We start from the raw sequence: 13112 nt of genomic DNA, 5'->3' as shown, positions 1-13112 counted from the left end.
TCGCCCTCCCTTTTAATAAATACCGCTGCTACTCGACCTGTAAATCGGCTTTGATGTAGCCAAGTATCTCCGTATAAGAACTATCATAAATCATTTCATAATAAATACCATCAATCATGGCACCTTCGCCCGTAAATTGGTAATTGTCCACCGTATAATCGCTATTGGCATATTTAGTGAACAAACTAAGCATGTCCATTAAATCTAAATCCGTATCAATATTATCGGAAAAAGCATTTAATAATTGTGGTAAGTTAGCCAACACCGCTGGATTAACGGCTTCTTTCATGACGGCTTCAATGACTTCACGTTGACGCCCTTGACGGGCATAATCGCCACCCGATGTATAACGTTCCCGTGAATAAGCCAAAGCAGCTTCACCATCTAAACGGGTTTCAACCCCTTCGACAAAATCATAACCACCAATGGAAAAACTGGTTGGTGGAACGACGGTAATCCCATTAACGGCATCAACAATTTCTTTTAAACCGCTCATGTTAACCACCACATAATTATCAATCGTAATACCTAACCATTCTTCAACCGTGGCTTTCGATAACTCAACTCCACCAAAAGCGTAGGCATGGTTAATTTTATCCATGTAATAACCTGGGATATTAACATAGGTGTCTCTTGGAATACTAGATAACGTTATGTGCTGCTCAGACGGGTTCACGGTCATAATTTGCATGACATCGGACCGTCCTTGTTCAATCCGGCCTAAATCACCGGTGTCGACACCTAACAGCAAAACTGAAAAGCTTTTTTCACTAGCTGTATCTGAGCTTGTTCCTTCTTCTGCTTGAGCCATTCCAACGGGTAACATTGACATAAATAACATCACGACAAGCCATATTAATCCCTTTTTCATCCATTTGTCTCCATTCAAAATAATTATTATGTAGTTGAATTCGCAAAAGCAATGATTTTTTCTTTAAGTTCCTTTTGCGGTGTCGTGTCAAGTTCCGTGATAAAGGCATTAATATCCTCAAGTGGCATCTTCATAACTTTTCCGACAATAATTTTTTCATTCACGCGACGTTTGGTCATTTCATCAGAGGCAATTAATTCTTCATACAACTTCTCACCAGGTCGTTTACCCACTTCAACAATACCAATTTCATCCAAGGTATAGCCTGACAGTAAAATCATCTTCTTGGCTAAATCAATAATTTTAACCGGTTCACCCATATCCAAAACGAAAACTTCCCCATCAGCTGCAAAGGTTCCAGCATAAATAACTAAACGACTGGCTTCTGGAATGGTCATAAAATAACGCGTCATACGAAAATCAGTGACTGTCACTGGACCACCTTCAGCAATTTGCTTTTTAAAGAGTGGAATAACACTCCCACGACTACCTAAGACATTCCCAAAACGCACCGCACAATAAGTCGATTGACTGACTTCGTTAAAGCCGGTCACAATCAGTTCGGCAATTCGCTTCGAAGCCCCCATCACATTGGGAGGGTTCACGGCTTTATCGGTCGAAATCATCACCATTTTACCAACATTGGCCATATCAACGGCCCGAGCGACATTATAGGTTCCCATAATATTGTTTTTCAAAGCTTCTGAAGGGTTGGCTTCCATCAAGGGAACATGTTTATGGGCCGCTGCATGATAAACAATATCCGGTTTTTCTGTTTCAAAAATTTGTAAGATACGATCATAATCTTGAATATCAGCAATGATTGGCACATATTGAATCATATGACTGCGATTGGCTGTTAATTCCCCGTTAATTAAATAAATCGAATTCTCACCATGACCAATTAATAAAAGCTTTTGCGGATTATACTTGCTCACTTGGCGTGCGATTTCAGACCCGATGGAACCACCCGCTCCTGTAATAGCAATCACTTTGCCTTCCAACTCTTTACTTAAGGGCTCTTCATCTAAAGCAATTTCATCTCTACCTAATAAATCCGCTATATCAATTTCTTTTAATTGCGTATCTTGTTGGTGAATACCGAGTAAGACATCCTCGACTTCTGGCATTTTGTAAACTTTAATTTTTTCTTCGTTACAAATTTTAATAATCCGTTCATATTCTTCTGGTTTTAATGACGGGATGGCAATAACCGCCTCATTGGCTTGCAAGTCAACGATAACTTGATGAAGCTTGCTTAAATCACCTACCACCGACACACCACCGATTTTTTGATTATGTTTGGCAGGATCATCATCTAGAATTGCCACCACTTGTAAATCCGTTGGCCGCCGACGGTAATTTTGCATAAAGACCGAACCACCATCACCGGCACCAATCAAAACGACTTTACGTTGCGGTTCTTCGCGTCCACTTCGAACATTTCGTTTTAAATAAATAATGTACCATAACGCCCGCGTGCCAACCACTAACAAAGCACTAATAGTGCCTGATAAAAAGATAAATCTTAACGATAGTTCGTTAAAAATAAAATACGTGATAAGACCTGAAGCTGCTGCTGAAAAAATGGTCATGGCAAATATAAAGACATAATCGATAATACCCGTGTAACGATGAATACTAGAACTCAAAGGAATGAAACGTCTCACCACTAAGAAAATAGCGTATGAAAGTAACGTATAGCTCACTAAATAGCCAAATGATAAATCAATGATCGTTAAGTAGAGCAGGTTAGCCGCAAATGTTCCCAAGGAAAACATCAATAAATCAATAAAAAACCAAATAACTTTTTTCTGTATAGGAGTCAATTTTTCTACATAATTAACAATTACCTTGGATAAGTTTTGGTTCTCACTCATTGTATAATACCTCGCCGTTTCGTATAGGATGGAATTTTGTCAGTTTGTTTTGAATGGATGCAGTAGGAAAAGCGGTGTCGCAGAGATATTTAGTTAAAATTTTTCAAAAAGCGAGTTCGTTTCAAACGTTAAGCTAGCAAGCTTTTTCATTAACTTCCTACATTATACATGATTTTGAAAAAACAAACTGTAAATTCTTTTAATTTCTTCAAAAAATATAAAGATTGTGTATAGCTAAACTTATTATACTCTTATGTACTAAAAATTTGTAGTGTAAAAAGCAAAAAAGCCGTTGCATTAGAACAATCTAATACAACGACTTTCGAAATTAAGCGCGATATTTGAACGGTGATTACATCATACCGCCCATGCCGCCGCCACCCATGCCACCACCGGCATTTGCTGAGGCATCGTTATCAGAAGGAATTTCTGCAACAACGGCTTCAGTTGTTAACAATAAGGCAGCAACAGATGCAGCATTTTGTAAAGCCGAACGTGTCACTTTAGTTGGATCCACAATACCTGCTTGAATTAAATCTTCAAAGGTATCTGTAGCAGCGTTATAACCAATACCTGGTTCAGAACGACGTAAAGTGTCAACGATAACAGAGCCTTCTTTACCTGCATTATGAGCAATTTGACGAATAGGTTCTTCTAACGCACGGACAACGATTTTAACCCCTGTCGCTTCATCGCCTTCAGCTTCAATAGCGGCAACTTTATCTTGAACACTGATAAAGGCCACACCACCACCAGCAACAATACCTTCTTCAACTGCTGCACGTGTCGCATTCAAAGCATCTTCAATACGTAATTTGCGTTCTTTTTGTTCTGTTTCAGTAGCTGCACCTACGTTAATGACTGCAACCCCACCAGACAATTTAGCTAAACGTTCTTGTAATTTTTCACGGTCATAGCTAGATGTTGTATCTTCAGCTTGAGCACGGATTAAGTTAATACGATCAGCAATCGCAGCACTAGAACCGCCACCTTCGATGATGGTTGTAGAATCTTTCGTTACATTAACTTTACCTGCTTGACCTAAATGTTCAGGACGCGCATCTTTCAATTCATAACCTAATTCTTCAGAAATAACGGTAGCACCTGTTAAAACAGCAATATCTTCTAACATTTCTTTACGACGGTCACCAAAGCCAGGTGCTTTAACAGCCACGACATTTAATGTTCCACGTAATTTGTTCAAGACTAACGTAGGTAATGCTTCACCTTCAATGTCTTCCGCAATAATTAACAACGGACGTCCGGATTGCATCACTTCTTCTAATAATGGCAAGATATCTTGGATATTATTGATTTTACGATCCGTAATAAATATCACTGGATTATCCAAATCAGCAATCATTTTTTCGTTATCTGTTACCATGTATTGTGACAAGTAACCACGATCAAATTGCATACCTTCCACGACAGATAAATCAGTTTCGATTGATTTAGATTCTTCAATCGTAATAACACCGTCTTTACCAACTTTTTCCATTGCATCTGCGATTAAGCGACCAATTTCTTCGTCACCAGATGAAACAGAAGCTACTTGTGCAATCGCTTCTTTAGAATCGACGGTTTGAGACAAGTCTTTCAAAGCATCAACTGCTACTTTTGTTGCTTTTTCAATCCCACGACGCACGCCTACTGGATTAGCACCCGCTGTAACGTTTTTCATCCCTTCGCGCACAATGGCTTGGGTTAAAACGGTTGCGGTTGTTGTTCCGTCACCCGCCACATCATTAGTTTTTGAAGCCACTTCTAAAACTAATTGAGCACCCATATTTTCAAAACGGTCTTCTAATTCAATTTCACGTGCAATCGTTACCCCGTCATTAGTGATTAATGGTGAACCATATGTTTTATCTAAAACGACGTTACGTCCCTTTGGTCCTAAAGTTGTTTTAACTGTGTTTGCTAAAATATCAACCCCGCGTAATAAGGAAGCACGTGCATCTTCTGAAAATTTTAATTCTTTAGCCATAAAATTATTTTCCCCTTTTCTTTTGGTTTAGATGAACTGCGTCATCTTTTCTAATAAATATCTTCTATTTAAAACGTGAACTTAAGCTAATACCGCTAGGATATGCTTAATATCAATTACTAAATAATCTTTGCCTTCGTAGGTAACTTCAGTACCGGCGTGTTGCTCAAAGATAACTTGATCGCCAACTTTGATGCCATCTTCATCGTCAATATCATTACCGATTGATACAACGAAACCTGTTTGTTTCTTTTCTTTAGCAGAGCTTGGTAATACCAATCCACTAGCGGTCGTTTCTTCAACTTCTGGATATTCAATAACGATTCTCTTTTGTAATGGTTTTAGCATTTTTAAATCCCTCCGATTATTTTAGAAATTAGCACTTAAACTATTAGAGTGCTAACACATTTATAATCATAAGCCATTTAGCCATAAAAAGCAAGTCTTTCTGCAAAAAAAATGTTTTATTTTTTATAAAGATTTATGAAAGTCCTTTTATAAATATAGGTGGTTGGATGATGCTTTAACTTCTAAGGGGGTAGAAGTTAAAGTGTTCATCATAAAACTAACTAGATTTAAAGTGGTGCAAGTTTTTACAAGTGTCTGCCACTTCACACTATACTAATATCACCCATTGGTCTTACTCGTTACTGATCGTATATAACGTTTTATGATTTCTATATATACGTTTCCCAACGGTTGAGACTTACCATCCGCCTCTCGTGTCGTTCTCTGGCGGTTGGGACTCGCCATCCGCCTCTCATATCGCTCTCTGGCGGTTGGGACTCGCCATCCGATAAGCAGGAAGTGATCGGACGTCAAGTAAAGCTAATCGGTCATCAAATGAGTCGCCGTTTGGCAGGAGCTTCGCCACCTATTTTAATTGCCGGCGAGGAAACGCTTAGGCTTCACCACCAAATTAAGAATATTTTGTCTGTAAGTGGGAAGTGACGGACCGTCCCATTGTCACTCAGATTTTTCCTCATGACAATAAACGTAAGTGGGAAGTGAAAGACCGTCAAATTAACAAGTCGCCTTTTTTTCTCCCATCCGCCTCTCAGACTTCTCTCTGGCGGTTGGGAGAGCCAATCCGCCTCTCAGACTTCTCTCTGGCGGTTGGGAGGTAAGCTGGAAGTGAGCGAACTTTAAATAAAGCTAATCGGTCACCAAATACCTAATTTCATGACCGAATAGCCTAATTTGTCGTTTATTTAATGATCACACATTTCCCGCTTAGGTTCACGCACACAACAAGCGACATTTCTTGCGTGCGCCTGAGCTCGCGCACACAACAACTGCCCGAATATGTGTGCGCTCCACATCACGCTCACAACAAATGCTCCAATATGTGTGCGCTCCACATCACGCTCACAACAAATGCTCCAATATGTGTGCGCCCACGTAAGTGAGAAATGACGGTTATTCACTTCCCACTTACTTTGTCTAACGGGATACTGTATCCGCAATCAACCCGTTTCTACACTTCCCATTTACTTTGCGCAAACTCATTGTTTGATTTAATGGCAAAAAGCAGTTATCTTCTTGCGAAAAGCCTCATTTTGTAAAAGCATGACATAAAAACGCAACCTCGCTCAATAAATCTTGAGAGAGGTTGCGTGAAGCAGCTTTTTTGATATGTTATATTTAATTGTAGGTAGGGCTTCACAAACTTAATTTACCCTTTTACTTGCGCTGCGAAGCTGGCTTTGATTTCGGCTAACAAATCGGGTTGGGTAATCACATCTAGAGAGGTCTTTACTAGGGCGTTGATGGTTTTGCGCATGCCGTCTACTCCTTCGGGGGTTAGCGTCCATTCGCGAAACTCGACCGTATGACCGCCGACGGCTTTACCGCCTGTGATACCGTAGTAAGGGTTGATGGCGGGAACGACTTGGCTGACATCCCCCATATCTAAAGAACCGAAATCCTCGTTGGCCGGTTGCATCTCAATGCCGAACGCAGCCATGTTTTGGTTATATTTATTTGAGAGGATGGGGTTGGTTTGTAAATTAAGATAGGTTTTTTCGTAATGGAACCACTCCATTTGGGTACCGCTGGCTTGGGCGGCTGCTTCGGCGATGACGATAATCCGATCGTGGAGGTAGGCTAAATAGGGTTTATCTTGGGCACGGATATAAAATTGGGCGGCAGCATAATCGGGAATGATGTTCGCAGCTTTGCCTCCGTCTGAAATGATGCCGTGGACACGGGCCGTTGGGTGCATTTGTTGGCGCATTAAACTAACCCCCGTAAATAACTGTAGGACCCCGTCTAAAGCATTTACCCCATCAAACGGATTGGACGCTGCATGCGCAGTTTTGCCGTGAAAACGAAATTCGATGGCTTCCATGGCCATGGAACGGCCGCTTTCGTAATAATTATCGGATGGGTGGGTGCATAGGGCAATATCAATATCATCAAAGGTGCCTGCGGCTGCCATATCTACTTTCACACCGTTGGTTTCTTCGGCTGGCGTTCCTAGGACAACAACCGTCCCACCATAGGTATCGACAAAATATCGCAGTACAATGCCTGCGCCTGTGTCGGTTGCTCCTAGTAAATTATGTCCGCAACCATGTCCAATACCTGGCAAAGCATCATATTCAGATAACAAAGCAATCGTTGGGCCGGGTTTTGAGCTAGCGTAGGTGGCACGAAAGGCTGTTTCAAAACCTAAGTAAGGTTTTTCAATGCTGAAGCCGTGTTTTTCTAGGAGATCAACATGGGCTTGGGATGATTTAAATTCGGCTAAGCCTAATTCTGGGTTAGCATATATGTACTGACTTAAAGCCTCAAACTCAGCTAGCAACGATTCAGTTTTAGCTTGAATGGCTTGGTTCAATTCGGTTTCGTTGATTGTTGTCATAAAGCAACTCCTTTGGGTTTATAGCAGCGATATTTATTCAAAAAAAGCACCACAGGGGGTGCTAAAGGTTAGTTTTGTTCGAAATATGCCGAATCATCATCGGCATCATCCATATTGCTGTCAATAAAGTAGATTAGTGTCAATAATTCATTGGTTAGGTCGACGTTTTGCACGCGAACCGATTTAGGGACATCAAAGCGTAGTGGCGTAAAGTTCAAGATGCCACGGATGCCTGATTTAACAAGGCGATCAACGACAGAGCTGGCGGCTTCTTGCGGAACTGATAAAATAACTACTTCAATTTGTTGTTGTTCAATCATTTCTTCAAGATCATCCATGGAGTAGATTGGCACGCCGGAACGAATGGTTCCGATGACTTCAGGATTGATATCGAAAGCAGCTCCGATACGGACATTGTGATTTTTTCTGAAATTATAGTTGATCAGTGCATTACCTAAACTCCCAACCCCAACGAGCGCAACGTTAGTCAAGCGATCTTGATTGAGTGTTTTCCCAAAAAATTCTAACAAATAATCGACATCATAGCCATATCCTCGTTTACCTAAAGCACCAAAGTATGAGAAATCACGTCTGATGGTCGCACTGTCTACTTTAACGGCATCAGCAAGTTCAGTAGAAGAGACACGTTTTTTTCCTGCATTTTGCAAGAAACGTAAATAACGATGGTAAATTGGTAACCTTCGGGCTGTTGCTTTTGGTATTTCTTTGTTCATTCTTCAACCCACTTTCACAATTCAGTTTTTGATTTAGTAAACTGAATCAAATCTATTTGTTAATAGTATAACATCGTATTTGATTTTATGGTACTAAAGTTAACTAATTATTTAACAATCTTTTTTAGTACAGTTTTGTGCTACTATTTATGTACTGTTTTGGTATAATCAATGTTAGCTAGATAACGAAGGAGAATTATAATGATTGTATTACAAGCCAATCAGGTTGCTAGACGATTTGCTGACACGGTTCTTTATGAAGATGTGTCTTTTAGTATCCAAACCAATGACCGCATTGCCCTAGTTGGGCGGAATGGTGCGGGTAAATCAACCTTAATTAAACAAATAATGGGAACTGAACCTTTATCCAGTGGGACGATTTCAAAAGCGCGCGATGTTAGGATTGGCTATTTGGAACAACATGTGGCGATTGATTCGACTCGGACGATTTGGGAAGAGATGCTTTATGTTTTCCGTGATACCCTCACCATGCGTGATCAAGCGGCGGTGGTGGCGGAAGAACTAGCTGCCTTATCCGATGACCCAAGCAGTGAGGCCTATCAAGATGCTTTGAACACTTATGATCGTCTATTGGTTCAATTGGAAGAAGAAAATGCTTATGCGATTGAATCAGAAATCCGGACGGTTTTGCATGGATTCCGCTTTTATGAAGAAGATTACGATACCCCGGTCCAATCCTTGTCAGGCGGGCAAAAAACACGTTTAGCTTTATCGCAGCTTCTCTTAATGAAGTACGATTTGCTCATTTTAGATGAGCCGACCAACCATTTGGATATGGATATGTTAGCTTGGTTAGAACAGTATTTACTGAGTTATCGCGGGGCTTTACTCATTGTCTCACATGATCGTTATTTTTTAGATAAAGTGGCCAATCAAGTCCTTGAACTCCGACTAAATACCTTGCATACCTATAAGGGGAATTATTCGTATTATATTGAAGAAAAAGCCAATCGCATGGAACAAGAAATGAAACAATATACCCAGCAACAAGCGCAAATTAGTAAATTAGAAGATTTCGTTGCCCGTAATCTCGTGCGTGCTTCGACCACCAAACGGGCTCAAAGCCGCCGCAAACAACTTGAAAAAATGGAACGCATTGAAAAACCGCAACAAGATGCACGCGCACCGCGTATCCAATTTATTGCTGAAAATAACAGCGGCGAGCGTGTCATCGAAGCCAACGATTTAGCGATTGGCTACGCGCCAGACAACTTGATTGCGTCCAACCTTAATATGGATTTACGTCGCCACGATGCGATTGCTATCGTTGGTCCTAATGGGGTTGGGAAAACAACCTTTTTGAAAACGCTCATTGGAGTGCTTGAACCTTTAGCGGGATCCTTTCAATTGGGAACTGGCGTTTCCATTGGTTATTATGAGCAAAATGTGAATACCTTGGATCCTGAGTTGACTGTGCTTGAAACCTTATGGCAAGCCCATGACAACACTGATGAATGGAAAATCCGTAGTATTTTAGGGAGTTTCTTATTCACGGGCGAGACCGTTGAAAAGAAAGTCTCGATGCTGAGTGGTGGAGAAAAAGCCCGTCTGTCTTTAGCCTTGTTGGCCACCGAACATGACAACACCTTGTTACTCGACGAGCCAACCAACCACTTAGACATCGACAGCAAGGAAATTCTTGAGGAAGCGATGATTGAATATAATGGCACCCTTTTGTTTGTTTCACACGACCGTTATTTCATCAACCGCATCGCAACCAAAATTTTGGAAATTTCCGCTGACGGCTCGACGTTGTATCTCGGGGATTACGATTATTACATCGCCAAAAAAGCGGAGCTCGCCGCCATTGAAGCCCTGAAAAACGCCGAAACGTCTCCCGTGAATGTTTCAAACACCAAGCCAACCACCGCTCAATCTTACGAACAAAGCAAGATCTTAAAACGCGAACTACGTAAACTAAATATCACTGTTGATCAGTCACTTCAATTAAACGACGCGCTTGAAGCAAAAATTGAATCGCTCCATGAGTCAATGGCCACTGCTTCTCAAGAAAACGATCAAGCTCGACTGCATGATTTAACCCTTGAATTAAACGAGCTAGTACGCCAGCAAGAAGAAACATTGGAACAATGGGAAACCGCTAGTTTAGAGTTAGAAGCTTTTTTAGAAGAACATCCTGAGTTGAAGGGATAAGAAAATAAGTGTGATAAAGAAGAGGCTGTAGCATTTTGAATGTGCTACAGCCTTTGTTGGGTTAGGTTGGATTGGATTGGATATGGATGGCATTGCTTTGTAGCAATGAGCTTAATAGGTGGTTACATGTCGTAAGTGGAATATATATGAGCATTTAAGAATCAATAGCGCGAGACATTTTCAGATAATCTTGTCGCGCGGTCTTATAGCGCGAGACAAATTCTGGCAATCTTGTCGCGCGGTCAGTCCACTTAACCAACTAAGTGGAACAAACTCATCTGGAATATTCCACTTTCACCATCAAAAAACATCAAAACACCAAAAAAGCCAGCCGAGCGACAAAACTCAGCTGACCTATAAGCAGTAAATCAGTATAATAACGCAAGACGGCAGCGATTTGGGTGTCACCGTGCCACCAAATTCAATTTCCCGGCACAGCTGCCCGACCTATACGCCAGTAAATGGTCCAATATAAGCCCTAATCCTTCGATACCTCAAATAAACCACACTTATTTCTCACTCAGATACACTACTTCGGTTATTTCTTCAAACCCACACTTTCCATAAACATGACGGGCTGCCCCGTTATCCTTATTAACGGCTAAGCGAAAGGGCAAAGGCTTTTCTTGCCAAAGTTCCTGCATTAGTAATGGAATACAAGCCGACGCTACCCCTTGATTCTGATAATCCAACCCGACAGCTAAACCGAAAAAGTAGTAATGGTCTGGTGTTAAATTGACCGAAGTCGACCCAACAACCTGACCTGCCTCATCGATAAAAACATACAAGCGGTGTGACTCATCTTCAAAAGCTGCCGCAAGGTCGCGCTTGGTTTCATCCTCACTAGCACCAAACGTCTCCCTTTGTATCCGAGCAATAGCAGGACCATCGGCTTGCGCCACTTGGCGCAGTTTATAAGCACTCACAGCGCGAGACGCAGGGATATTTAGTTGAGGAGTTTGCATGATTAGTTCTGTTTCACTGGGATTCCAACGGAATTTTTCTTGCCATGAGGGGGATTGTTGGATGAAGCTCAATTCGGCGACGTAAATGACTTGCTTGATTTGGTATTGCCGCACAATGTTTTTAGCGGCCGCCACCAACTGGCTAGCGATTTTTTGGCGCCGATACGCCGGATGGACGATGACCGAAAATTCGGCATCTTCCTGCGTGTCAGCGTATATCGCAAGAAAGCCAACCAGCTGTTGATTTTCAGTAGCTAGCCAAAATGCCGGCATAGCAGGGTCAAAATTAAACCGATTTTCTAAATAAATATTGCGATAACTCCCGTCATGTTGGTGAACCAGACGCTCTAACGCCGTAATTGCTTCCATTTGATTTGGGCTCAATGAAGCAAAACCTTCAATATTCATACTACACTTGCACTCCTAAACATGTCATTGATTATGCTAAATAAGTCACGAAAATATCTTGGAAAATGTCAATAAATGACAGGTACTCCTCTACTTTGACAAATTCATTTAATTGATGGGGCAGGCTAGGTTCGCCAGGACCAAAAATTAAGAAGTCAAAATGATTGTCCGCTTGCGTAAACTGGGCTCCATCCGTTGTTGGCGAAATTCCCACCACAGGCAAATCACCAACCACTTTTTGTGCAGCCAAAATTAAATCATTATCACTCGGTTTATCCACCGGAAAATTATTTTGTGTGAAAGTCAGCTCAAGACTGCCGTCGATTTCTTGATTAATTTCATCAATAATCGCTGTTAATCTCGCTTGAATTTTATCGTTATCATATTCCGCGATCGAACGAATATTGCCTTCAAGTTCTGCACGCTCAGGAATGCTATTAATCTGCGTTCCCCCACTAATCAACGTAATCGCTTGCGTCGTCCGACCTAATTTTTCACTTTCATATTCATCTGCCACTTCTTGCATGGACGCATTCGCGCGTGTAATAAATGCGTTCAGCTGGTTAATGGCATTAATCCCCTCACCAGGCATCGAACTATGCGAAGACTTACCTTTCGAAACCACTTTATAGCTGATGGAGCCTTTATGCGCCGAAACCAATTCATTGGGTCCACTCGGTTCAGCAATCAACAAACCATCTAAATCATCCGCATAACCCAAAGAAGTTAATTGCTTGCTTCCTAGCGTGCCGATTTCTTCACCAAAAGTCGCCAACAATTTGATTGTCCCTTTAAATGGACGACCAGATTCTTTCAACTCAATCATGGCGATGACCAAACCAACCGTCCCTGCTTTCATGTCCGTTGATCCACGACCATAAAGTTTGCCATCTTCAATCACCGCATCAAACGGCGGATGAATCCATTCCGATTCGTCCCCAGCAGCCACCACATCCAAATGCCCACTAATACCCAAGACTTTCCCCGCTTCAGCCCCATGCAACTCAGCCACCAAATTACTCCGGTCACCTTCATAATGCACCAGCTCCGAATCAATCCCATGTTCCGCTAGCAAATCCTTCAAGTAAGTCGCCACCTCAGTCTCGTGATCATTCACCGACTTCATCCGCATCACATCTTGCAAGACCGCAATCTTCTCTTCACGTTCCATCATTCCGCCTCCTATGTTTATTTTCTACCTCTAGTATACACGCACAATTCAAAAT

At 41.6% G+C, this 13112-nt stretch carries 9 protein-coding genes; 1 reads left to right on the top strand and 8 read right to left on the bottom strand.

Annotated elements, in window-relative coordinates; all coding sequences use genetic code 11:
• Positions 1 to 28 precede the first annotated feature (28 nt).
• The 6 genes from NRE15_RS12275 to NRE15_RS12250 all read right to left on the bottom strand — a co-directional run bounded on the left by NRE15_RS12275 (position 29) and on the right by NRE15_RS12250 (position 8338).
• Positions 29 to 871, bottom strand: coding sequence for an LCP family protein (locus tag NRE15_RS12275; RefSeq protein ID WP_313793174.1), 843 nt, complete (start codon positions 869 to 871; stop codon positions 29 to 31).
• Positions 872 to 897: 26 nt separating this feature from the next.
• On the bottom strand, positions 898 to 2751 hold the full coding sequence (locus NRE15_RS12270) for a polysaccharide biosynthesis protein (RefSeq protein ID WP_313793173.1): 1854 nt from the start codon (positions 2749 to 2751) through the stop codon (positions 898 to 900).
• A gap of 352 nt (positions 2752 to 3103) precedes the next feature.
• On the bottom strand, positions 3104 to 4738 hold the full coding sequence (gene groL / locus NRE15_RS12265; RefSeq protein WP_313793172.1) for a chaperonin GroEL: 1635 nt from the start codon (positions 4736 to 4738) through the stop codon (positions 3104 to 3106).
• Positions 4739 to 4819: 81 nt separating this feature from the next.
• Positions 4820 to 5086, bottom strand: coding sequence for a co-chaperone GroES (locus NRE15_RS12260; RefSeq protein WP_313793171.1), 267 nt, complete (start codon positions 5084 to 5086; stop codon positions 4820 to 4822).
• A 1327-nt stretch (positions 5087 to 6413) separates the two neighbouring features.
• Positions 6414 to 7604: a M20 family metallopeptidase gene (locus NRE15_RS12255; RefSeq protein WP_313793170.1), complete on the bottom strand. Its 1191-nt coding sequence runs from the start codon at positions 7602 to 7604 to the stop codon at positions 6414 to 6416.
• Positions 7605 to 7672: 68 nt separating this feature from the next.
• On the bottom strand, positions 7673 to 8338 hold the full coding sequence (locus tag NRE15_RS12250) for a redox-sensing transcriptional repressor Rex (RefSeq protein ID WP_313793169.1): 666 nt from the start codon (positions 8336 to 8338) through the stop codon (positions 7673 to 7675).
• Between the two features lie 201 nt (positions 8339 to 8539).
• On the opposite strand from NRE15_RS12250, the gene NRE15_RS12245 reads away from it, so the two are divergent.
• Positions 8540 to 10513, top strand: a complete 1974-nt coding sequence (locus NRE15_RS12245) for an ABC-F family ATP-binding cassette domain-containing protein (protein ID WP_313793168.1) — start codon at positions 8540 to 8542, stop codon at positions 10511 to 10513.
• 509 nt (positions 10514 to 11022) lie between these two features.
• Here NRE15_RS12245 and NRE15_RS12240 read toward each other — a convergent pair.
• On the bottom strand, positions 11023 to 11886 hold the full coding sequence (locus NRE15_RS12240) for a GNAT family N-acetyltransferase (RefSeq protein ID WP_313793167.1): 864 nt from the start codon (positions 11884 to 11886) through the stop codon (positions 11023 to 11025).
• A 31-nt stretch (positions 11887 to 11917) separates the two neighbouring features.
• Positions 11918 to 13057 carry an ArgE/DapE family deacylase gene (locus NRE15_RS12235; protein ID WP_313793166.1) on the bottom strand — a complete coding sequence of 380 codons (1140 nt, stop codon included), beginning with the start codon at positions 13055 to 13057 and terminating at the stop codon, positions 11918 to 11920.
• Between the last annotated feature and the right edge of the window lie 55 nt (positions 13058 to 13112).

Origin of the sequence: Fundicoccus culcitae, from assembly GCF_024661895.1 — a bacterium.
Classification (GTDB): domain Bacteria; phylum Bacillota; class Bacilli; order Lactobacillales; family Aerococcaceae; genus Fundicoccus_A; species Fundicoccus_A culcitae.
The sequence above is the reverse complement of the archived record's forward strand: the minus strand, read 5'-3'. Positions and strand labels throughout refer to the sequence as shown.